Origin of the sequence: Variovorax palleresanus (assembly GCF_051144945.1) — a bacterium.
In the GTDB taxonomy this organism is placed as follows: domain Bacteria; phylum Pseudomonadota; class Gammaproteobacteria; order Burkholderiales; family Burkholderiaceae_C; genus Variovorax; species Variovorax paradoxus_S.
Map to the genome: position 1 here is coordinate 2,591,878 of NZ_JBJNVP010000002.1, position 21,700 is coordinate 2,613,577.

General features: G+C 67.0%; 22 protein-coding genes. 9 read left to right on the forward strand and 13 right to left on the reverse strand.

The features are described 5' to 3' along the window. Nucleotides 1-10: 10 nt before the first annotated feature. The 3 genes from ACJ7Z0_RS16140 to ACJ7Z0_RS16150 all read left to right on the forward strand — a co-directional run bounded on the left by ACJ7Z0_RS16140 (nt 11) and on the right by ACJ7Z0_RS16150 (nt 4,009). The gene (locus ACJ7Z0_RS16140; protein WP_434790622.1) at nt 11-2,401 is read left to right on the forward strand and encodes a penicillin-binding protein 1A; all 2,391 of its coding nucleotides are present in this window, start codon (nt 11-13) and stop codon (nt 2,399-2,401) included. Between the two features lie 83 nt (nt 2,402-2,484). Next, nucleotides 2,485-3,090 carry a hypothetical protein gene (locus tag ACJ7Z0_RS16145; protein ID WP_434790623.1) on the forward strand — a complete coding sequence of 202 codons (606 nt, stop codon included), beginning with the start codon at nt 2,485-2,487 and terminating at the stop codon, nt 3,088-3,090. Between the two features lie 7 nt (nt 3,091-3,097). Further along, complete coding sequence (locus ACJ7Z0_RS16150) at nt 3,098-4,009, forward strand: acyl-CoA desaturase (protein WP_434790624.1); 912 nt, start codon at nt 3,098-3,100, stop codon at nt 4,007-4,009. Here the strand turns inward: ACJ7Z0_RS16150 and creC are convergent. Then, complete coding sequence (creC, locus tag ACJ7Z0_RS16155) at nt 4,003-5,448, reverse strand: two-component system sensor histidine kinase CreC (protein ID WP_431126165.1); 1,446 nt, start codon at nt 5,446-5,448, stop codon at nt 4,003-4,005. The genes ACJ7Z0_RS16150 and creC overlap by 7 nt on opposite strands. After that, nucleotides 5,445-6,230, reverse strand: coding sequence for a two-component system response regulator CreB (gene creB / locus ACJ7Z0_RS16160; RefSeq protein WP_434790625.1), 786 nt, complete (start codon nt 6,228-6,230; stop codon nt 5,445-5,447). Before creB ends, creC begins: the two co-directional genes overlap by 4 nt. Before the next feature lie 567 nt (nt 6,231-6,797). On the opposite strand from creB, the gene ACJ7Z0_RS16165 reads away from it, so the two are divergent. Continuing rightward, a complete protein-coding gene (locus tag ACJ7Z0_RS16165; RefSeq protein ID WP_434790626.1) occupies nt 6,798-7,745 on the forward strand; it encodes a YcjF family protein in 948 nt (315 codons plus the stop codon). A gap of 6 nt (nt 7,746-7,751) precedes the next feature. On the opposite strand, the gene cueR is transcribed toward ACJ7Z0_RS16165, so the two are convergent. Both cueR and ACJ7Z0_RS16175 read right to left on the reverse strand, forming a co-directional pair. Beyond that, complete coding sequence (gene cueR / locus ACJ7Z0_RS16170) at nt 7,752-8,159, reverse strand: Cu(I)-responsive transcriptional regulator (RefSeq protein ID WP_431126159.1); 408 nt, start codon at nt 8,157-8,159, stop codon at nt 7,752-7,754. Continuing rightward, a complete protein-coding gene (locus ACJ7Z0_RS16175; RefSeq protein WP_124960334.1) occupies nt 8,156-8,350 on the reverse strand; it encodes a heavy-metal-associated domain-containing protein in 195 nt (64 codons plus the stop codon). The genes cueR and ACJ7Z0_RS16175 overlap by 4 nt, the downstream gene beginning before the upstream one ends. A 130-nt stretch (nt 8,351-8,480) precedes the next feature. Between ACJ7Z0_RS16175 and ACJ7Z0_RS16180 the strand changes: the two genes are divergently transcribed. Continuing rightward, nucleotides 8,481-10,730, forward strand: coding sequence for a heavy metal translocating P-type ATPase (locus ACJ7Z0_RS16180; protein WP_434790627.1), 2,250 nt, complete (start codon nt 8,481-8,483; stop codon nt 10,728-10,730). 12 nt (nt 10,731-10,742) lie between these two features. Here the strand turns inward: ACJ7Z0_RS16180 and ACJ7Z0_RS16185 are convergent, their stop codons facing one another. From ACJ7Z0_RS16185 to ACJ7Z0_RS16200, 4 genes are all read right to left on the reverse strand, one after another. Continuing rightward, the gene (locus ACJ7Z0_RS16185; RefSeq protein WP_434790628.1) at nt 10,743-11,225 is read right to left on the reverse strand and encodes a GNAT family N-acetyltransferase; all 483 of its coding nucleotides are present in this window, start codon (nt 11,223-11,225) and stop codon (nt 10,743-10,745) included. Between the two features lie 64 nt (nt 11,226-11,289). After that, nucleotides 11,290-12,576: a beta-ketoacyl-[acyl-carrier-protein] synthase family protein gene (locus ACJ7Z0_RS16190; protein ID WP_434792677.1), complete on the reverse strand. Its 1,287-nt coding sequence runs from the start codon at nt 12,574-12,576 to the stop codon at nt 11,290-11,292. Then, nucleotides 12,573-12,866, reverse strand: a complete 294-nt coding sequence (locus ACJ7Z0_RS16195) for an acyl carrier protein (RefSeq protein WP_431126153.1) — start codon at nt 12,864-12,866, stop codon at nt 12,573-12,575. The genes ACJ7Z0_RS16190 and ACJ7Z0_RS16195 overlap by 4 nt, the downstream gene beginning before the upstream one ends. Nucleotides 12,867-12,877: 11 nt before the next feature. After that, nucleotides 12,878-13,765 carry an alpha/beta hydrolase gene (locus ACJ7Z0_RS16200; protein ID WP_434790629.1) on the reverse strand — a complete coding sequence of 296 codons (888 nt, stop codon included), beginning with the start codon at nt 13,763-13,765 and terminating at the stop codon, nt 12,878-12,880. A 141-nt stretch (nt 13,766-13,906) separates the two neighbouring features. On the opposite strand from ACJ7Z0_RS16200, the gene ACJ7Z0_RS16205 reads away from it, so the two are divergent. Further along, nucleotides 13,907-14,596, forward strand: a complete 690-nt coding sequence (locus ACJ7Z0_RS16205) for a response regulator transcription factor (RefSeq protein WP_307578115.1) — start codon at nt 13,907-13,909, stop codon at nt 14,594-14,596. Further along, the gene (locus ACJ7Z0_RS16210) at nt 14,593-15,987 is read left to right on the forward strand and encodes a sensor histidine kinase (RefSeq protein WP_434790630.1); all 1,395 of its coding nucleotides are present in this window, start codon (nt 14,593-14,595) and stop codon (nt 15,985-15,987) included. The genes ACJ7Z0_RS16205 and ACJ7Z0_RS16210 overlap by 4 nt, the downstream gene beginning before the upstream one ends. Before the next feature lie 48 nt (nt 15,988-16,035). Here the strand turns inward: ACJ7Z0_RS16210 and ACJ7Z0_RS16215 are convergent, their stop codons facing one another. From ACJ7Z0_RS16215 to gstA, 5 genes are all read right to left on the reverse strand, one after another. After that, nucleotides 16,036-16,500, reverse strand: coding sequence for a GNAT family N-acetyltransferase (locus ACJ7Z0_RS16215; protein WP_434790631.1), 465 nt, complete (start codon nt 16,498-16,500; stop codon nt 16,036-16,038). Nucleotides 16,501-16,598: 98 nt separating this feature from the next. Beyond that, complete coding sequence (locus ACJ7Z0_RS16220; protein ID WP_434790632.1) at nt 16,599-17,702, reverse strand: alkene reductase; 1,104 nt, start codon at nt 17,700-17,702, stop codon at nt 16,599-16,601. 84 nt (nt 17,703-17,786) lie between these two features. Beyond that, nucleotides 17,787-19,640, reverse strand: coding sequence for an acyclic terpene utilization AtuA family protein (locus ACJ7Z0_RS16225; protein WP_434790633.1), 1,854 nt, complete (start codon nt 19,638-19,640; stop codon nt 17,787-17,789). Beyond that, nucleotides 19,637-20,419 (reverse strand): enoyl-CoA hydratase-related protein, encoded by a 783-nt coding sequence (locus ACJ7Z0_RS16230; RefSeq protein WP_434790634.1) that lies wholly within the window; start codon nt 20,417-20,419, stop codon nt 19,637-19,639. Before ACJ7Z0_RS16230 ends, ACJ7Z0_RS16225 begins: the two co-directional genes overlap by 4 nt. A 156-nt stretch (nt 20,420-20,575) precedes the next feature. Continuing rightward, complete coding sequence (gene gstA / locus ACJ7Z0_RS16235; RefSeq protein WP_434790635.1) at nt 20,576-21,184, reverse strand: glutathione transferase GstA; 609 nt, start codon at nt 21,182-21,184, stop codon at nt 20,576-20,578. A 184-nt stretch (nt 21,185-21,368) separates the two neighbouring features. On the opposite strand from gstA, the gene ACJ7Z0_RS16240 reads away from it, so the two are divergent. Beyond that, complete coding sequence (locus ACJ7Z0_RS16240; RefSeq protein WP_093022145.1) at nt 21,369-21,554, forward strand: DUF1328 family protein; 186 nt, start codon at nt 21,369-21,371, stop codon at nt 21,552-21,554. Further along, nucleotides 21,554-21,700 (forward strand): hypothetical protein, encoded by a 147-nt coding sequence (locus ACJ7Z0_RS16245; RefSeq protein WP_434790636.1) that lies wholly within the window; start codon nt 21,554-21,556, stop codon nt 21,698-21,700. The genes ACJ7Z0_RS16240 and ACJ7Z0_RS16245 overlap by 1 nt, the downstream gene beginning before the upstream one ends.

Consider the following 21,700-nt stretch of genomic DNA (forward strand, 5'->3'; position numbering starts at 1 on the left):
ACTGATTTCCATGGACGATTCCTCTCATTCCACCGACCCGGCGCGCTCCGAGCGATCGATGCGGCTGCGGCGCATTGCACGGTGGAGCGCCATCGTGCTCGGCTCCGGGGCGGTGGTGCTGCTGGTCGCCGCCGTCGTGGCGGTGGCCGCCATCTATCCGCGCTTGCCCGACATCTCGGAACTTGCCGACTACCGGCCCAAGCTGCCGCTGCGTGTGTATTCGGTCGAAGGCACGCTCATCGGCGAGTTCGGCGAGGAGCGCCGCACCCTCACGCCCTTTGCCAGCATTCCCAAGGTCATGAAGGACGCCGTGCTGGCCGTGGAAGACGCGCGCTTCTACGACCATGGCGGTGTCGACTACAAGGGCTTCGCGCGCGCGGCGGTGGCCAGCCTGAAGGGCGGCCGGAAGCAGGGCGCCTCGACCATCACCATGCAGGTGGCCCGCAATGTGTACCTCAGTTCGGAGCGCACGCTGAGCCGCAAGGCCTATGAAATATTGCTGGCACTGCGGCTGGAGCAGCAACTCACCAAGGACCAGATCCTGGAGATCTACCTGAACCAGATCTATCTGGGCAACCGCGCGTATGGTTTTGCCGCGGCCTCCGAGGCGTACTTCGGCAAGCCGCTGCACAACATCACCACGGCCGAAGCCGCAATGCTGGCCGGCCTGCCGAAGGCGCCCGGCGCAAACAACCCGGTGGCCAACCCCCGCCGTGCCCGCGCGCGCCAGCTCTACGTGATCGACCGCATGCAGGAAACCGGCTTCATCACCGCCGAGCAGGCGGCCGAGGCCAAGAAGGAAGAACTCCACCTGCGCGATGCCGCCGACCCGAACCGGCTGCATGCCGAATACGTGGCCGAGACGGTGCGCCAGATGATGTATGCGCAGTACGGCGACAGCATCTACACCAGCGGCATGAAGGTCTACACCTCGCTGGTCGCGGCCGACCAGGCGGCGGCCTACAGGTCGCTTCGCAAGGGCATCATGGACTACGAGCGGCGCCAGCCTTATCGCGGGCCCGAGCGTTTCGTCGATCTGCCGACCGATCAAAAGGAAGCCGACGAGGCGGTGGACGACGCACTGGCCGAACACCCCGACAACGGCGACGTGATGGCGGCCGTGGTGCTGGAGGCCAACAGCAAGGAAATCAACGCGGTGCGTGCGAACGGCGAAGCCGTGCAGATCACCGGCGAGGGCCTCAGGCCCGCGCAATCGGGCCTCGCGGCCAAGGCACCGGCGAACATCAAGATCCGTCGCGGTGCGGTGATCCGCGTGGCGAGGACACCCAAGAACACCTGGGAGATCACGCAGCTGCCGGAGGTCGAGGGAGCGTTCATCAGCATGGACCCGCGCACCGGCGCCATCAAGTCGCTGGTGGGCGGGTTCGATTTCGGCAAGAACAAGTTCAACCACGTCACCCAGGCCTGGCGCCAGCCGGGGTCGAGCTTCAAGCCCTTCATCTATTCGGCCGCGCTCGAGAAGGGCTTCACGCCGGCCACCATCGTGAACGACGCGCCGTTGTTCTTCGAGCCCAGCACGCCCGGCGGCCAGCCCTGGGAACCAAAGAACTTCGATGGTGGCTTCGAAGGTCCGATGCCGCTGCGCACGGCCCTGATGAAGTCGAAGAACCTGGTGACGGTCCGGCTGCTGCAGTCCATCGGCGCGCCGTATGCGCAAGACTGGATCACCAGGTTCGGCTTCGACAAGGACAAGCACCCGGCCTACCTGCCGATGGCGCTTGGCGCGGGCTCGGTCACGCCGATGCAGATGGCCACCGCCTATTCGGTGTTCGCCAATGGCGGCTACAAGGTCAATCCCTATCTCGTCACGCGCGTGACCGACCTGCGGGACAAGGTGCTGCTCGAAACCGAGCCCCCGGTGCTCGACGAAACCCGCCGCGCCATTCCCCAGCGCAACGCCTTCATCATGGATTCGCTGCTGCAGAGCGTGGTGAAGGGCGGCACCGCCTCGCGCGCCTACCAGGCACTCAAGCGCGACGACCTGTTCGGCAAGACCGGCACCACCAACGATTCGTTCGACACCTGGTTCGCGGGCTTCCAGCCCACGAACGTCGGCATTGCATGGATCGGCTACGACACGCCGCGCCAGCTGGGCGTGCGCGGCGAAACCGGCGGCAGCCTGAGCCTGCCGATCTGGATCGGCTACATGCAGGCGGCGCTCAAGGGCGTGCCCGTCAGCCAGATTCCGGAGCCGCCGGGCGTCATCCACATCGACGGCGAGTGGTACTTCGACGATTTCGCGCCGGGACGCGGCGTCGCGAGCCTGGGCGTCGAGAACGCCGAGTCGCCGCCACCATCGGCCGAAGAACTCTCGGGCGTGCCGCTGGGCCCGCCGCCGCAGCCGGAAGAGCGCAACCGCATCCTCGATTTCTTCCGCTAGGGGCATTGCGAAAGCGGAGGCGGGTCTCCGGTGCCTACACTCGGTGCTGCCCGCCGCTTTCACCTTCCCTTCTCCACGCCCTCATGGAAATTCTTACCCTGGTGACGCTGATCGTCATCGGCGCCTACATCCTCAAGTCACGGGACCAGCGCCAGCGCATCGCGCTGCTCGGGAGCCATCTCGGCAAGTACCAGATCGAAAACCTGATGGAGACCCTCACCGAGGGCTACCTGCGCTGCCTCGGCGAGGACGACGCCGCGCGGCGCCAGCAGATCTGGAGCCTGCTCGATTCGACCGAGGAAAAGCTCTCGGCCCAGTTCGACAGCTTTGCCGCGGAGTTCGCGCGCGTCGATGCGGCGGAAGCGCGCGTGAGCAAGCTGCCGCTGGCCGTTCCGTTTGCGCACAAGCTGTTTCCGGCCGCCACTTTCGACTTTCGCCAGGCCCTTGCCATTCATGCGCGCGGCATTGCCGAGGTGATGCGGAACGAATCGGGCCGCACCCCCAAGGCCAAGGCCTTCACGATGTCGGCCGAGCTGTTCCTGATGCAGCACACCTGCCACTGGTTCTGCAAGTCGAAGGCTGTGGCGTCGGCGCGGATGCTGGCGCGGCACAAGACCTCGTACGAGCAATTGCTCGATGCCGTGAGCCCAGGAACGCGCAAGGCCTACGGCGCCCTCACCGGATCTTGAGGGTCGCATGCCCGCAGGTCTCGATCACCATCGTGTCCATGCCGAGCAAGCAGACTTCGTCCTCGAAGGCGACGTTCTTTTCGCCCCCGGAAAGTCGCTCTGGTTTTCGGGCATGGGCGGTGCGGCGCTGCTCGGCGGTGGGCTGTTCTTCCGCTGGGATGCACTGGCGCTTTTCGTCTTCAGCACCGGTTTCGTGCTGCTCTTTGGCCATTCCCTGGGCAGTCATCGGCAACTGATTCACCACAGCTTCAAGTGCCACCGATGGTTGCGCTGCACGCTGGTTTACTGCGGGGTTCTGGTCGGCCTTGCGGGGCCGCTTGGCATCCTTCGCCAGCACGAACTGCGCGACTATGCGCAGCGCCTTACCTCATGCCATGACTACCTGCGCCACGGCCGTGGTTTCTGGACCGACGCGTGGTGGCAGCTGCATTGCGAGTTGCATTTGCACCGGCCTCCGCTCATCGAGATCGAGGCGCTCATTGCGAACGACCGCTTCCTGAGGTGGCTGGAAAAAACCTGGATGCTGCAGCAACTGCCGCCCGCACTTCTTTTCTACCTGTGGGGCGGCTGGTCGTTTGTATTCTGGGGCGTCTGCGCACGTGTCTTCGCCGGTGTGCTCGGGCATTGGTTGATTGGCTGGTTCGCGCACAACCGCGGCGCGATGAACTACGAAGTGCGCGGGGCCGCCGTGCAAGGTCGGAACATCCCCTGGACCTCGCTGCTGACGATGGGCGAGAGCTGGCACAACAACCACCATGCCTTTCCAGGATCTGCCCGGCTGGGCCTGGCGCCTGGTGAATGGGACCCCGGGTGGTGGATGCTTAGATTGCTCGAGCGCTGCGGCCTGGTGTGGGAACTGCGCTTGCCAGATTCGCTCCCGCCGCGCCCCGAACTCGCAGTGCTCAAGGCCGTTCAGTGATGCGACGGCGGCAGCAGCGGCAGCGTGAGCGTGGCCACCGCGCCGCCGCGCGCCGCATTGCCGAGCTCGATGCGGCCGCGGTGCAGCGCGGCAATCTCTTTCACGAAGGCCAGCCCGAGCCCGGTGCTCTTCTTCTGGCTGTGCGGCCGCGCCAGCGAATAGAACTTCTGGAAGACTTTTTCCTGTGCGTAGTCCGGAATGCCCGGGCCGCGGTCGCGCACGCTCACGCGCGCAAGCTTCGAGGTGGTCTCCAGCGTCAGCAGCACCTCGCTGTCCCGCGGTGAAAAATCGATGGCGTTGTCCAGCAGGTTGCTGATGGCTCGGCGCAGCAGGAATGGGTCGCCCTCCGTGCTGGCCTCGGTGCGGATGTTCACTTTCACGCCGATGTTGCGTTTGGCCGCGGCGGGCTGCGCGCTGATGGCAATGTCCTCGATCAGCGAAGCCAGCGCCACCGGTTCCGTGCGGTCGAGGCCGCGGCGGGTTTCCAGCGCGGTGAGTTCCATCATGCGGTCGACGATTTCCTGGATGCGCTGCGTCTCGCGTTCGATGTTCTTCAGGAAGCGCTCGCGCTCCGCGTGAGGCATCGACGGTTCCTGCAGCAGCTCGGCTGCGCCACGAATCGCCGACAGCGGGCTCTTCACTTCGTGCGTGAAAGTCTGCACGTAGTCGGCCACGTAGTTGCGGCCGGTGAGCGCATCTCGCATCTCGCTGAAGCCGGTGCGCACCGCATCGACTGCGCGCCGCGCCATGCGTGAAAGGCTCAGGGTGCGCTGCGCGCGCACCCAGGTCCAGTAGTCCGAAATCAACCCGAAGGGTCGCACCAGCCAGACCGAGACGATCAACGCCAGCAGCAGCAGTGCGAGGCCCGAACCCACGCCCACCCAGAGCGTGCGGGCGCGCGCGTCTTCCACGAACTGCCCGAAGCTCTGCACCGGCTTGCCGACGCTGACCATGCCGACGATCTCGTTGTTCCAGCGAATCGGCGCACCCACGTACATCACCGAGGTGCGCGGGTCGCCGTCCACGTCGCGCGAAGTGCGCGCGCCGTAGATGCCTGCAAGCGTGCGGTTCACGTCGCTCCACTGCGAGTAGTCGGCGCCCAGGTGCCTGCCGAGCGAATCGAACACCACGCGGCCGCTGCGGTCGGTCACGTACACGCGCAGCTCGACGCGGTTCTTGTGCAGGTTGTAGATCTGGGCCGAGAACTCGCGCGCATAGACCGTGCGGAACAGCGGCTCGAGCCGCGCGGTGGTGATGGCGCCTGCGATCACGTCCTGCTCGACCAGGCTCGCGATGAGCTGCGAGGTCTCGACCAGCGATTCTTCGGCCGATTCGCGGTAGCGTGGATCGATGTCCGACACCACGCGGTACAGCAGGAACGCGATGCCCGCCGTGTAGATCAGCAAGATGCCGATGAATATCCGCGTGCGCCGGCTCACGGCACGCTGTGGGGCAGTTCTTCGTTCAATGCGTAGCCGGTGCCACGCAGCGTGCGGATCGGCTCCACGTCGGGCGCCACGGCCTTGAGCTTGGCGCGCAGGGTTTTCACGTGCGCATCGACCGTGCGGTCGAAGCTGTCGCTCGCATCGTCCCAGACCAGTTGCAGCAGTTCGTCGCGCGTGAAGACGCGTCCGGGTCGCTGCACCAGGAGCCGGAGCAGGCCGTATTCGTAGCGCGAGAGTTCGAGCAGGCGACCGTAGTAGCGGATCTGCATGCGCTCGTTGTCCAGCGCAAACGGCATTGCGGGGGGCTGAGAGCTCGCTGGAGCCGTCGCACCCGGAATTTGAGGGGGTACCCCGTTGTTCGTGCCCACGGGCCCTCCAGGGGCCGCTCGCGCGCTGCGCCGGAGGATGGTGCGCACCCGCGCCACCAGTTCGCGCGGCGAAAAGGGCTTGGCGATGTAGTCGTCGGCACCGAGTTCCAGCCCCACCACGCGGTCGATCTCGTCGCTTCTCGCGGTGAGAAACAGCATCGGCACCTCGGCGCCGCCCTGCGACTGGTTCAGCGCGCGCAGGCGCTTGAAGAGCTCGAAACCGTTCAGGTCCGGCAGGCCCACGTCCAGGATGGCCAGCGCCGGCGGCTCCTGCGCGAACTCCGCGATGGCTTCCTCGGCGGTGGCGCACCACACCGGCGTGAAGCCGTCGCTCTTCAGGACGTATTGGAGGGTGTCGGCAATGCCCGATTCGTCTTCGGCGATCAGGATCCGGGGTTTGAAACTCATCCCCGGATGTTAGCGAGAGGGCGCTGTTCGGCGAGGCTGGTTTTCGTGCGTGGCGCCGCGAACACGGCGCGGCCGTTCGCGGCCTTTTTTTCGGGCGCGGCGCTGGATTCCTATCTTCTTCTTATTCTTCTTATTCAAATTAGTAGTAGTAGATAAGGGTTGCCCCGGTCTGTGGACATGGCAATTTTTCCCTTGCGTGACAGTCACTTGTCATACCTCTGTCACTGTGCGCAGCTGTGCTTCCGAGCTGTCGCGCCAAAAGGGACAACATTGGCCGGCCGCTCTGCCCTGTGGATAACACCCTGCTTGTGCCGGAACTCTCCCCAGAGTTGTCCTTTGACACCGTCCTCTAAATCTGCGAAAGGCGGTTTTCAGCGCGAGAAATTCATTGCCTGATATTTGGGCAGACTGTAGATTTCCATTTCAAATCAACGACTTGGCGCACCCTTACAAGGAAGTGCGAGTGTTATCCACAGAGTTGCCCAAGCTTTGTGGGGAGAACCCGCGGCGGAACCTTCGCGCGCGATGTCGAACGAACTTTGTCCTTCAACCTTAGGAAATTCGAACGTGACCCCTTCCGAAACCAAGGCCATCGTGACGCTGAGCTTGCTGGCCGCCTTCGTCGACGGTGAAAAACACGAGCGCGAACGCGCCGAGATCAAGCGCATTGCCGAGGGCCTGTCGCAAGCCGACGGCGTGAACCTCCCCACGCTCTACCAGGACGTGCTGATGAAGCGCGTCTCGATGGCTTCCGTGGCGGGCGAACTGCAAAGCACCGATTCGAAGCAGCTGGCCTATGAAATGGCGGTATGCGTGTGCGATGCCGACGGCACCCAGTCGGAAGCGGAGCGCATGTTCCTGACGGACCTGCGCACGTCGCTCGGGCTCGATGCCTCGGCGGCGCAGTTTTCGCGCCAGGCGGAAGACATTGCGGCGGCTGTTCCCGTGGCGGCCACCGGTGCAGCCGCGGCATCGACGGCCGCCGCGGTGCCATCCCCCGACAGCGCGGAGCTCGACAAGTCGATCCTCAACGCAGCCATCCTCAATGGCGCGCTCGAACTGCTGCCCGAAACGCTGTCGACCATGGCGATCATTCCGCTGCAGATGAAACTGGTCTATCGCATCGGCAAGGCCCATGGCTACGAGCTCGACAGCGGCCATGTGAAAGATTTCCTGGCCACGGTCGGTGTGGGCCTGACCTCGCAATACCTGGAACAGGCCGGGCGCAAGCTGCTCGGCGGCCTGCTCGGAAAGATGGGCGGCGGCTTGCTGCGCGGCCTTGGCAACCAGGCCGTGAGCTCGGGCATGAGCTTCGCCTCGACCTATGCGCTGGGGCACGTGGCCAAGCGCTACTACGCGGGCGGCCGCACGCTCTCGACGCAGATGCTCAAGGACAGCTTCTCGAACGTGGTGCAGGAAGGAAAGAGCCTGCAGACGCAGTACCTGCCGGCCATCCAGGAAAAGGCCCGCACCCTCGATGCCGGCAAGGTGCTGTCGCTGGTCAGGGGCGCCTGAGGCAGATCAGGCCGCGGCCAGGTCGTCGAGAATGGGGCAGTCGGGGCGCGCATCCCCGTGGCAGCAGTGCACCAGGTGCGCCAGCGTGTTGCGCATCGACTGCATGTCTGCAATGCGCTGTTCCAGTTCATGGAGATGCTTCTGCGCGATGCGCTTCACGTTCGAGCTCGCACGGCGGCGGTTGTGCCACAGCCCCACGAGCTCGGCAATTTCTTCCATCGAGAAACCGAGATCGCGCGAGCGCTTGATGAAGCGCAGCGTGTGGATGTCGGCATCGCCGTACTGGCGGTAACCGCTTTCGGTGCGCGCCACCGCGGGCAGCAGGCCGAGTCCCTCGTAGTGCCGCACCATGCGCGCCGACACGCCCGAAAGCCGCGCCGCTTCGCCGATGGTCACGGTGCCGAAGCTGCTCATTGGACCCTGTAGCCGGCGTTCTCGATAGCGGCGACGATGTCTTGCCGAGGTTGCGCGCTCAATACGTCGACATGCCCTGTTTCGAGATCCACCGTCACCTGCGCTTCCGGATCGACCGTCTGGACCGCGTTTTGAACCGCGCTCACGCAGTGGCCGCAGCTCATCCCCGAGACCTGGAATTTCTGGCTCATCGTTGTTGCTCCTGTTGAATGAATGATGGGAGACACAAGTTTGAACCCTCTCACGATGTCAATGTCCAGCGCAGGGGCACTCGGCATCGAGGCTTGACCTTGCCATGATGTGAGGCTTTAGCCTCGCGGCATGGAAAATCTGCTGCACTCTCCGCACCACCCAATGAGCACCCTGGATCTTTCTGTTGGCGGCATGACCTGCGCCTCGTGCGTGGCACGCGTGGAACGCGCGCTCAAGAGCGTACCGGGCGTGCAGGACGTCAGCGTGAACCTTGCCACCGAATCGGCGCGCGTGGTGGCGGCCGACGGCGAAGACATCGACGTACGCCTGCGCCGCGCCGTGCGTGCCGCGGGCTACGAGCCGCGCGTTGCAAGCGATGTGGCCGACGAGGCCGCGGCACTGTCGCCGTGGCAGGGATTCGGGCCGGTCGGCATCGGCCTCTTGCTGTCGATCCCCTTGCTGGCGCCGATGCTCGGACAACCCTTCGGGCAGGACTGGATGCTTTCACCCTGGGTCCAGCTGCTGCTGGCGGCACCGGTGCAGTTCTGGCTCGGTGCGCGCTTCTACCGCGCGGGCTGGCATGCCGCGAAGGCGCGCACCGGCAACATGGATCTGCTGGTGGCGCTCGGCACCAGCGCGGCCTTCGGGTTGTCGCTCTGGCTCTGGTGGCGCGCGGCAACCGGCGAGCACGCGGGGCACGGCGCGGTGCCGCACCTCTACTTCGAAGCGTCGGCCGTGGTCATCACGCTGGTGATGCTCGGAAAGTGGCTGGAGGCGCGCGCCAAGCGGCAAGCCACTTCGGCCATCCGCGCGCTGCAGCAGTTGCGGCCTGAAATTGCGCACCTGGTGGGCAAGCGCAGCGAAAGCGATGTGCCCATCGGCGAGGTGATGGTCGGCGACCTGCTCGCGGTTCGCCCCGGCGAACGCGTGCCGGCCGATGCGCGCGTGGTCGAGGGAGAGTCCGAAGTCGATGAATCGATGCTCACCGGCGAGCCGCTGCCGGTGCCCAAGAGACCGGGCGATGCACTGACGGGTGGCGCAGTCAATGGCGACGGCCGCATGGTCGTCGAGGTGAAAGCGGTTGGCGCCGAAAGCGTGCTGGCGCGCATCATCCGCCTGGTCGAGGACGCGCAGGCGGCCAAGGCGCCGATCCAGCGGCTGGTCGACCAGGTGGCAGCTGTGTTCGTGCCGGTGGTGCTGGTGATTGCGCTGGCCGCGCTGGCGGGCTGGCTGCTCGCGGGCGCCGGTATCGAAGTTGCCATGATCCATGCGGTGGCCGTGCTGGTCATTGCCTGCCCCTGTGCGCTGGGCCTTGCAACGCCGGTGGCGGTGATGGCCGGCACCGGTGTCGCGGCGCGCCGCGGCATCCTGATCAAGGACGCACGTGCGCTGGAAGTCGCGCACCGCGTCGACACCGTGGCCTTCGACAAGACCGGTACGTTGACACTGGGCCGGCCGGTGCTCACGGCGCTCGTGCCTCTTGTGCTTCTTGCAACCAACGAAGACGAAGACCGATTGCTTGCCACGGCTGCCAGCCTGCAAGGCGGCAGCGAGCATCCGCTGGCCCGTGCCGTGATGGCGGCCGCCGCACAGCGCGGCGTGCAGGCGCAGACGTTGAGTGCCATGCAGGCGATGCCGGGCCGCGGCGTGCGCGGCGAGGTGAACGGCGAACGCTGGGCCATCGCGAGCCTGCGCTGGTGCACTGAACTGGGCGTGGTGCCCGATGCCGCGCAGGTCGAGCGCCTGCATGCGCAGGGCGCCACCGTGTCCGCGCTGCTGCGCTTCGATGCGGCAGACGCTGCCGAGATACAGGCGTTGCTGGCCTTTGCCGACAAGCCCAAGCCAGAGGCCGAAGAAGCCATTCGCACCTTGCGTGCGCGGGGCTTGCGCGTGGTGATGATCTCGGGCGACAACCGGCGCTCCGCAGAGGCCATGGCGGCACGGCTCGGCATTGCTGCCGAAGACGTGCGCGCCGATGTGCTGCCGGCCGACAAGGCGGCGCAGGTCAGTGCCTTGAAGAAAGACGGCCACGTGGTGGCGATGGTCGGCGACGGCGCCAATGACGCGCCGGCACTGGCCGCGGCCGACGTGGGCATTGCCATGGCACCTTCGGGCGGCGGCACCGACGTGGCCATGGAAGCCGCGGGCATCACGCTGATGCGCGGCGACCTGGCGCTGGTGGCCGAGGCCTTCGAGCTTTCGGCGCGCACGGTTGCCAAGATCCGGCAGAACCTGTTCTGGGCCTTTGCCTACAACGTGGCCGGCATTCCGCTCGCGGCCTTCGGATTGCTGAGCCCCGTGGTGGCGGGTGCGGCCATGGCGTTGTCGAGCGTCAGCGTGATGGCCAATGCGCTGCTGCTGCGGCGCTGGAAACCCTGAGCCTCATCGAGTTCAGTCGATCAGCAGCGCCAGCAGGTGATCGTCGATGTAGTCGGCTTCGCCAGCGCGCTTGTAGAACTTGCGCAAGGTGCCTTCGCGTTCGAAGCCCAGCTTTTCATAGAAGCGCAAGCCCGGCGCGTTGTCGCTCTCCACATAGAGCTCGATGCGCTTGACGCCTTCGGCCACGAGCCTGGCGATGCCATCGCTCACCATCGCATGCGCGATGCCCTTGCCGTGCAGCGACGGATCGACCGCGAGCGTGCCGAAGCAGGCGACGTGGCTCACGCGGCCGGGGTAGCGCGTCGCACGATAGAAACCCGCGACGCGCCCCTCGGCTTCATAGATGAAGAAGCTGCGGCTCTCGACCAGCTCCCTGTAGATCGGCCGAAATTCATCGAGCGGCATCGGGTCGTAGCCCAGGAAGGGCACGACCTTCTCATGCATGTAGATGGAAAAGACCGCTTCGATGTCTTGGGGTGTGGCAAGCCTGCGCATGGATGACAGCATAGCCAGTCCCGATCCGCCGCTCGCGGCTGCCGCACTGCAGCCGTTTCTTTCTTCAGTGGTTCGTGGCGCGGCCCGCGATCAGTACGGCGTTGGTGCCGCCGAATGCGAACGAATTGGAGAGCACGTAGCGCAGGTTCCGGGCTTGGCGCGGTTCGCCGCGCACGAAGTCGAGATCGAAGCCCGCATCGGGCAGCCGCAGGTTGGCCGTGGGCGGAAGCATGCCGTGCGCGAGCGTGCGCAGCGCCGCCACCAGTTCGATGGCGCCACCGCCACCGAGCACATGGCCGTGGATGGCCTTGGTGGCGCTCACGGGCACGGCATTGCCGAACACCTCGCGAATCGATGCAGCCTCGGCCGCATCGCCCGCCGTGGTGGCGGTGCCGTGCGCGTTGATGTGGCCGATCTGTCCGGCCTCGAGCCCGGCGTCGCGCAGCGCGGCACGCATGGCGCGGACCTGGCCGGCGGGATCGGGGTTGGTGATGTGCGTGGCGTCGCAGTTGGTGGCATAGCCTGCAAGAAAAAGCGGCATCGCTTCACTCGCGCCGCGCGCGCGTGCATGGGCTTCCGATTCGAGCACCAGCGCAGCCGCGCCTTCGCCCAGCGCAAAGCCCGCTCGGTCGGCCGAGAAAGGCCGGCAGGCGTTGCCCGGTGTATTGGCCGGAGGAGGCGCCGTCACGCGCATCGCATGCCAGCTGGCCATCACGCCGGGAGTAAGCATGGCCTCGTGTCCGCCGACGACCGCCATGTCGATCCAGCCGCCGCGAATGGCGCGCATGGCCTCGCCGATGGCGACGGCCGAAGAGGCACAGGCACACGCGTAGGCAATGGCCGCGCCCTGGGCGCCAAACTGCAATGCGAGCTCCGCCACCGCGGCGTTGGGCATGACGGTGAGCACCGTCGTCGGCCGCATACGGCGCTTCTCGCCGTAGAGCGCACGCGTGGTGTCGTCGAAGGCGCCCGCGCCGGCCAGGCCGCTGCCCCAGAAGATGCCCAGGCGCTCGGGATCGACACTGCCCGCGTGAAGCCCGGCCTGCGCCGCGGCATCGCGTGCGGCGGCCAGCGCCATGGCGGTGCCCCGGTCGAGCGGCAGCCGCGAGCTGCTGCGCACGCCGGCCGAATCGAAATCACAGGGCGCCACGGCGAGCTCGATCGCATCGAGGCCCGCGATGCCGAGCGTCTGTGCGCGCACCGCGGACCTTCCGTTGAAGAGCGCATCGTCGAAGGACTCGGCCGTGTGGCCGATCGGGGTGACGAAGCCGATGCCCGTCACCCGCACCGGCGCGGAAGCCGCATGCAAGGCGGAGGCGGCGAGCGCTGAATGAGCGGCGCCGCTGCTCACGCGGGCGCGGCCATCGCAGGCTCGACGTCGCACCGGATCTGCGCTTCGATCGCCTCGCACAAGTGCTGGAGCGTGATGCCGGCTTCGCGCGGGTCGAGCCGGTCCTCGGGCAGACGGAGGTGGAACGCGTCTTCCACCGCGAAGACGAACTCCATCAGTGCGAGCGAATCGAGCCCGAGTTCGGACAGCGCAACCTGAGGCGCGATGGAAGCGGGTGCAACGTCGAAGTTGTTCACCAGGATGGCCGCGATGCTGTTGAAGACCGGCGTAGAAAAGGAAGCGGAGGACATGCGTTTTTCTTTCAGGCGGGAACGAGATGCAGTGGCAACACGCCGGAGGTGCCGCGCGCGCCGATGCCATGGGCCAGGGCGTCGGCAAAAGCGACCGTCTCGCGTGCCACCTGCTGGCGGTCGTTGTCGATCGAGATCATGTGGTAGCTGTTGTGGAGCACCCTGCTGCGGAATTCGCGGCAGCAGCGAAGGCCGCGCGCGAGGATGTCGAGGTTGGCCAGGCTGGCCACTTCGTCCTCGCGGGCATGCAGCGCGAGCACGCTGCCGCACTGCACCTGGTCAAGGTTGCGCTTCACATGGCGGATCAGCCGGTCATGCTCGCGCAGATGGCTGACGCCGAGCACCGAACTGCCCGCGCGCGACACCTTGCGGTGGCGCAGCTCGCGCTCGATCCAGGCGCGCACGCGTTCGTTCTTCACGCCGTAGGGCGGGCATTCCCGGTACTGCCAGAAGCGTCCGAGCGGCGTGTAGAACGCGAGCGGCAGCAGCATGCGCGTGCGTGGAATGGCCCAGCCGTCGAAGCGCAGCGTGGTCGACATCAGCACCAGCGCATCGACATCGCTGCCGCAGCGGATGGCCGCGCCGAGTGCGAGCGACGAGCCGGCCGAAATGCCGACCAGCAGCACGCGCTCATGCTGCGCGCGCAGTGCCTTGACGCGCACCTCGATGGCGTCGAGCCAGCGCTCGTAGGGCAGGGCGTGCTGCAGCGGCGCGCCGGCATCGAAGGAGTAGCCGTCGATCGCCATCGGGTGCACCGGATAGCCGCTGCCGCGCAAGGCCGATTGCACGGTCAGGAGCTCGTCAGGTGTGCTGCATAAACCATGCAGCAGCACGACGGCCGTGCGGCGCACCGCGGGGTGCACCACGCTCAGCAGGTCGGCGGGATCGCGGGCGCTCATCGGGTCGCAAGGGGCTGGAAAGGGGCCCTGGCCGCAGGTTGCTGTCGTATGCTCATGGCGTGTTTATCGTCCGGGTGTGCTGACCGGCTGCTGACCCTCCGTCGCGCAAGAATAGGCACTGAAACCCACCACACAAACACCATGCGAATCCTGCTTGTCGAAGACGACGCCGTGCTGCGCGACGTGATGCTGCGCAGCCTTGCGGATGCCGGCCACCGGGTCGACGTGTCGGCCAATGTCGAGGACGCCGACCACCTCTGGCGCGTGCAGCCCTTCGATGCCGTGCTGCTCGACCTGAACCTGCCAGCCACCGCAAGCCCGACGAGCGGCCTGGCAAGCGGCCTCACCGCCTTGCGGCAGGCGCGCGCGCGCGGCGACCGCACGCCGGTGCTGGTGCTGACGGCGCGCGGCCGGACCGAGGAACGCATCGCCGGCCTCGATGCCGGTGCCGACGACTACCTGGGAAAACCGTTCGACCTGGCCGAAGTCGAGGCCCGTCTGCGTGCGCTGGTGCGGCGCGCCAAGGGCACCGAGGACATCGTGCTGCTCGGCCAGCTCAAGCTCGACCGCAAGGCGCGCCGCTTTTCCACCGCGAGCGGGCCGCTCGACCTGCCGGCGCGCGAGTTCGAGGTGCTGTGGGAGCTGATGAGTCCCCCGGGCCGCACGGTCAGCAAGCGGGCGCTGTCCGACAAGCTCTCGAGCTTCGACGAATCGCTGGGCGACAACGCGCTGGAGGCTTTCATCTCGCGGCTGCGCAAGAAGCTGGCCGGTTCGGGCGCGAGCATCCGCACGCTGCGCGGCATCGGTTATCTGCTCGAAGCCGAAGTGTGAGCGGCACGACACCGGCCGCGCTTCGGCCGCCGAAGGCAGCACCTTCGCTCACGCGGCGCGTGCTGCGCAACGTGCTGGTGCCGCTGGCGCTCACGTGGATGCTGGGCGCGGTCATCGCCCTCGTCATCGCCAATTATTTTTCCGAACGGGCCTTCGACCGCGGCATGCTCGACGACGCCTATGCGCTCGCGGCCAACGTGCAGGCCGGCGAACGCGGGGTCGAGCTGCTGCTCACGCCGCGCGAGGTGGCCACGGTGCTGTTCGACCAGGTCGACAAGGTCTACTTCGCGGTGCAGCGGCTCGACGGCACGCTGATCTCGGGGCAGGCTGGCCTGAACGCATTGCTGCCGCCGGAAGGTGCGCGCTACCGCTTCTCGGACGTGGCCTTCGACGGCAAGGCCCTTCGTGCGGTGGTGCTCCAGCCCATCGTGGAGCCGGGCCTGCCGGTGCCCTATCGGGTCGTGATTGCGCAGACCACGCTGAGCCGCACGGCACTGGTGCGGCAGCTGCTCGGCTTTGCGCTCGCACCGCAGGTGCTGCTGCTGATGCTGCTCGCGGTGTGGCTCTGGTACGGCATTCGCAGCGACCTGCGCCCGCTCGGCGAGCTGCAGGAGGCACTGGACCAGCGCGATGTGTACGACCTCTCGCCGGTGGCGGTGGTCCGCACGTCGCGTGAAGTGCAGCGTCTGGGCAATGCGGTCAACGCGCTGTTCGACCGGCTGAATCACAGCGTGCGCGCGCAGCGCGAGTTCGTGGGCAACGTGGCGCACGAGCTGCGCACGCCGCTGGCGGGCATTCGCGCGCTGGCCGAGTACGGGCTTGCGCAGCACGACTCCGGGGTGTGGCGCGAGCAGCTCGTGCGCGTGGCCGAACGGCAGGCCCGTGCGAGCCACCTCATCGACCAGCTGCTGGCGCTTGCGCTCGCTGACGAGGCCCGCACCGGCCTTGCGCGCGAACCGGTTCGGCTCGACGTTCTTGCCGAGGAGACCGTGCTGCGGCACCTGGCACGCGCCGACTCGCGCGGTGTCGACCTGGGTGCGCGCGGCCTCGACGAGCGCACCACGGTGCTCGCGAACGAAGCGCTCGTCGAAGGAATTCTCGACAACCTGATCGACAACGCGCTGCGCTACGGCGGGCGCACCATCACCGTCGAACTGGCGGGCCGGACCTTGAGCGTGATCGACGACGGCGCCGGCATTCCGCTGGAGGCGCAGCGCGACCTGATGCAGCGCTGGGCGCAAGGCCCCGCGGGCCAGAAGCTCGGGCAGGGCTCGGGCCTGGGCCTGTCGATCGTGGCGCGCTACGCGGAACTGCTGGGCGCCGAGCTGCGGCTCGATGCGGCAGAACCTTCGGGATTGCGGGTGAGCGTGGTGTTCGGCGACGTGGCCTGAGTCGGCATCTGCAGCGGCGTGCCTTGGTGGAACGTGCGTTGCACGGGACTATCTCAATGGCTTGCGCAGGAAGACGCGGGTGCGCTCCGCGAGCGCGAGGCGCTTGTATTCGACATAGCCGATGCGTTCGTAGAGCGCGCGGTTTTCGGTCATCTTCTCGTTGGTGAAGAGGTAGATCGAATCGTGGCCTTGCCGCAGTGCCTCGTCTTCGGCCAGCCGGAGCAGGGCGCGGCCCACGCCGGTGCCCTGATGTCGCGGCTGCACCGCGATCACGTCGATGAGGAAGCCTTCGTCGGTGACGTCGAGCACCAGCGCGGCGATGGTCTCGCCCTGCTGCGTGGCGACCCAGACCTGCGCATTCGCGATGGCCTCGCCGTAGTCCTTGGTCATCGGAATCGGCGTGAGACCGAGGCGCGGAATGTAGTGCCGGAAGGCCTCGACGGCGCAGGCGGCAACGGACGCCGCATCGTCCGCTTCGGCCCGCCTCAGCACCCACGGGGCGACGTGGCTCATGCGTCGAACTCCACCTCGGCCTCGATGCGGGTCATGGCATTTCTCTCCTTGAAGGCGGACACAAAAGCGTCCGCCGCATCTTGCCATGGCCCCGGGGCTCAACCCAGTGCCGGATAGTCCGTGTAGCCCTTGGTGCCGCCGCCGTACATCGTGGCCTTGTCCACGGCATTGAGCGGTGCGTTCTCGCGCAGGCGGCGCACCAGGTCGGGGTTGGCGATGAAAGGCTTGCCGAAGGCCACGAGGTCGTCGCCTTCCTTGACCGCCTCGTCCGCCAGCGGCTTGTCGTACCCGTTGTTGACCATCCATGCGCCCTTGCCGCCGGCCTGGCGGTAGGCGGCCTTGAGGGCCTCGTAGTCGAAGGGACGGTCCTCGATCTCGCGCGGGCCGCCGGTGGCGCCTTCGATGATGTGGATGTAGGCCAGGCCGAGCGGGGCGAGCTGCTTCACCACGTAGGTGAAGAGCGGCTGCGGATCGGAATCGTGCACGTCGTTGGCCGGCGTGACGGGCGACAGGCGGATGCCGGTCTTGCCGCCGCCGACCGCATCGACCACTGCCCGCGTGGCTTCCAGCAGCAGGCGGGCGCGGTTCTCGATGCTGCCGCCGTAGTCGTCGGTGCGCTTGTTGCTGCCGTCCTTCAGGAACTGGTCGAGCAGGTAGCCATTGGCGCCGTGGAGTTCCACGCCGTCGAAGCCGGCGGTTTCCACCGCGTTGCGCGCGGCCGCCGCATAGGCGTGAACGATGCCGGGCAACTCTTCGGCATCGAGCGCGCGTGGCTCCGAGGTCTCGACGAAGGTCGGCACGCCGTCCTTGATGAGCACGGTCTTGGTCTTGGCGGTGATGGCCGAGGGCGCGACGGGCTTGCCGCCTTCGGGCTGCAGTTCGGTGTGCGACACGCGGCCCACGTGCCAGAGCTGCACCACGATCTTGCCGCCCTTGGCATGCACCGCGTCCGTCACGCGCTTCCAGGCGTCGAGCTGTTCGGTGCCGTAGAGCCCGGGCACGTCGGCATAGCCCTGTCCCTGGTGGCTGATGGCGGTGGCTTCGGTGATGAGCAGGCCCGCCGTGGCGCGCTGTGCGTAGTAGGTGGCTGCGATGTCCTGCGGAATGGCGTTGGGCGAGCGGTTGCGCGTGAGCGGCGCCATCACGATGCGGTTGGCGAGCTTCAAGTCGCCGGCCTGTACGGGGTCGAAGAGGGAGGACATTGCGCGGATTGAAAAGTAGGGGAAGAGGCCGCGAGGCTAAACCTGCGCGGCCAACCCTGCTGTCGCACGGTTGTCTGGTTGCTGCTAGGCGTTTCCCGTGCCGGTTGCCGCCAGGTCCAGCAAGGCTGCACTCGCGCGCACCGGCATCGCGAGCAGGATCTGCCCCATGCCCTTGCCGAGCGGATCGTTGCGCAGCGACGCCATGCCGCCGCCGCCGAGCGCCTGTTCGCAGACGAAGTTGAAGGCCCCGATGCCCGGCACTTCGTAGCGCGTGACCGGCCCCTTGACGAGATGCGCCAGCCATTCGGCCACTCGCGCTTCGGTGAGCTGTTCGCGCAGCAGCGGCAGCAATGCCGGATGGCGCGCGATGACGCCGATGTTCGAGGTGTCGCCCTTGTCGCCGCTGCGGGCCCATGCGAGGCGGATGAGCGGCACTTCGATGGGATCGGCAGCGAAGGATTCGGGAACGTCCACCGCACCCGTTGCATTCTTCGGTGAAGAAGAAGGGGCGCTGGCGGCCACCGCAGACTCGGCATCAGGGTGCAGCTCGATGCGCTGCCCGTCCATCGTCACGCGGGCTTCGACCTTCGACTTGTCCAGCAGGAACGCGTATTGCCGGATCGAGGGCGACACGGATGAGCGCCCGCCACCCGCGCCCGTGGTGCCGGGTGCCCACGAGGTGCCGGCCGGCGCCACCTCGCGCGCGAAGAGTTCGAGCGCGTCCTTGCGCGCATGCGTCACCGCGAGCCGGAGCACGGCTTCGCGCGTCTGCGTGGCCTGTGCATGCGGGCCGTAGCAGGACTCGGCGCCGAGTACCTCGAGTTGCGTGGCGCTGTAGGGACCGAAGCCGTGCTGCGCGAACAGCGCGCTGGTGCGTGCAAGGATGGCTTCGCCGGTGCGGCGTGCCTTTGCGACGGCATCGAAGCCGACGATGGTGAGCTGTGCCGCGCACTTGAAGCCTTCCACGTAGGTGGCGCAGACCTTGTAGCTTTCGGTGGGCGCGCGGCCGCGTGCGCCGCGCACATGAACGCGGTGTTCGCCGGCCTGTTCGATGCGCACCTGCGTGAAGTCGGCCACCACGTCGGGCAGCAGGTAGGCCGAGGGGTCGCCGATCTCGTACAGCATCTGCTCGCCCACCACGGCCGGCGTGACCTTGCCGCCCGTGCCCGTCGGCTTGGTGACGACGAAGCTGCCGTCGGCATGGCACTCGACGATGGGGTAGCCGATGTTGGGCCAATCGGGCACCGTGTCCCAGTCGGTGTGCAGGCCGCCGGTGGCCTGGCAGCCGCATTCGATGATGTGGCCCGCGAGGCTCCCGGCCGCCAGCAGGTCGTGGTCGCCAGGCTGCCAGCCGAACGCGTGCATCAGCACGCCGAGCGTCACGGCCGAGTCGACGCAGCGGCCGGTGATGACCACCTGTGCGCCCGCGTCGAGCGCGGCCTGGATCGGCCTTGCGCCGAGATAGGCGTTGGCCGTGAGCACGCGCCCCGGCAATGGCGCGCCGCTTTGCAGCTCGCGCACCGCGGGATGCTGCTGGCGGAGCTGCGGCAGCAAGGGCGATACGTCGTCGCCGCTCACCACGGCGATCTTCAGTGCAATGCCTTGCTCGGCTGCCAGCGCGGCGAGCGCATCGGCGCAGCCCTCGGGATTGACGCCACCCGCGTTGCTCACCACGCGGATGCCTTGGCGCACCACGTCATTCAGCACGGCCTTCATCGCGACCGAGACGAAGTCGGTGGCGTAGCCGAGCTCCGGTTTCTTGAGCCGTGCGCCCGCAAGGATCGACATCGTGAGTTCGGCCAGGTAGTCGAACACGAGATAGTCGATCTGTCCGCTGGCCACGAGCTGCGGCGCACCCACGCCGCTGTCGCCCCAGAAGCCCGAGGCACCGCCGATGCGCACGACGCGTTCCGGCTGTTCGCTGCGGTCGGCGCTCATCGGCCGCTCCACTGTGGCTTGCGCTTTTCGCGGAAGGCGAGCTGGCCTTCGGCCGCGTCTTCCGTGAGTGCGAAGAGCCCGATCTGGCTTTCGGTGAACGCCATCGATTCTTCGAAGGCCATGGCTTCGATTTTTTTCATGGTGTACAGGCCGCGGCGTATGGCGGCGGGCGACTTGTCGAGCACGCGGCCGAGCAGCCAGTCCACGCTCTCGTCGACGTCGTCGCTCACGCGATTCACGAGGCCGTGTTCGAGCGCCTCTGCAGCGGTGATGGATTCGCCGGTGATGCACATCTCGGCCAGCACGCGGCGCGGCAGCAGGTTGCCGAGCACGCTGAGCACCTGCGCGGGGAAGAGGCCGACCTTGACCTCGGGCAGGCCGAATACCGCGTGGCTGCCGGCCACGGCCATGTCGCACATGCCCATGATCCCCATGCCGCCTGCCATGCAGGCGCCGTTGACGCGCGCGATCAGCGGAACGGTCGATTGCCGGGCCTGGCGGAACAGGTTGGCAAAGCCCTGGTAGGGCTCGGCATAGTCGAACTTGAAGGAAGCGCCGCTTTGCAGGTCGGCGCCCGCGCAGAAGGCGCGCGTGCCCGCGCCGGTGATGACCACGGCGCGCACGGCGCGATCGGTGTCGGCACGGGCCAGCGCCTCGGACAGTGCCGCAAGCACGCCGGCGCTGATGGCGTTGCGGCGTTCCTGGCGGTCGATGGTGAGCCACATCGCGGGCCCGCGCATCTCCTCGCGCAGTTCTTGGAGGGCAGGGGCTTCGGCCATCGGCGGGTCCTTCGCTTTCCAGGGTCTGAAGTTCGACCCGTAGCGTGACCCGAAAAAAAAGCCGCGGCATGCGGCTTGTGGCTGAAAGGGGCCCGGGTTTTCCCCATGATGGGCCAGGCCGCCTCGCAGCTGCTGCGAGCTTGTGCGCGCTTCTTCTTACTTCAGCAGGCCTTCGGCCTTCATTGCGTCCTGAACCGCAGGGCGGGCTGCAACGCGCGCATGCCAGGCCTGGAGATGGGGGAAGTCCGAAATGTCGACGCCGGTGGGCTTGGCCCAGTTGGTCACGGTAAACAGGTAGCCATCGGCCACGCTGAAGTGCTCGCCCATCAGGTACTGCTTCTCGGCCAGCTGGCCGTCGAGCCATTGGTAGCGCGACTTGAGCTTGTCCTTGAAGATGGTCTTGGCTTCGTCGGGCATGGCGGGGTTGAACAGCGGGCTGTAGCCCTTGTGCATCTCGGTGCCGATGAAGGTCAGCCACTCCTGCAGGCGATAGCGCTGCAAGGTGCCTGCGGCCGGGGCCAGGTTCTTGGTGGGTGCGAGATCGGCGATGTACTGCACGATGGCCGGGCCTTCACGCAGGCGGGTGCCGTCGTCGAGCTCGAGCATCGGCACGTACCCGAGCGGGTTGATGCCGTAGTAGTCGGTGCCGTCCTGCAGCTTGTGGCTCTTGGTGCTGGCCATCACGGGCTCGAAGGCAATGCCTGCCTCGTGCAGCGCGATGTGGGGCGAGAGCGAGCAGGCACCGGGCGAGTAATACAGCTTCATGCGAGAAATCTCCAAGGTTGAATATGGATAGCGGAAATCGATCCATGGACCGAAGGAATGCTAGCGGGTTTGCGCGCCGCGCGTTTGTCCTACGGCCGCTCGCGCGCGCCGACTATCGGGGCCGCCTCGGCGCGTTTCTAAGCTGCGCGCACGGTGGGCGAGGCCCGCCGAAAGGAGTGTCCAGATGTTGAAATACGCCATCGTGTTTGCGGTGATTTCATTGATCGCCGGGCTGCTGGGCTTCGGCGGCATCGCCGCGGGTGCGGCGGGTATCGCCAAGCTGCTGTTCGGCCTGTTCCTGGTGCTGGCCGTGCTGTTCGTGGTGTTGGCGGCATTGGGCGTGGGTGCGGTGAAAAAGGCGATCGATTGATGCAGCGCCCACCACCGCACTGGCCGCGCGTGCGTCCGCTCGGCTTGCTGCTTCAGAGCCCGGCGCACCGCGTCGTGCGGGTGCTGCTCGTCACGCAATCGCATTGGCAGCTTCCGGAGCACCGCTCGCATCGCCGGCGGGTCTGA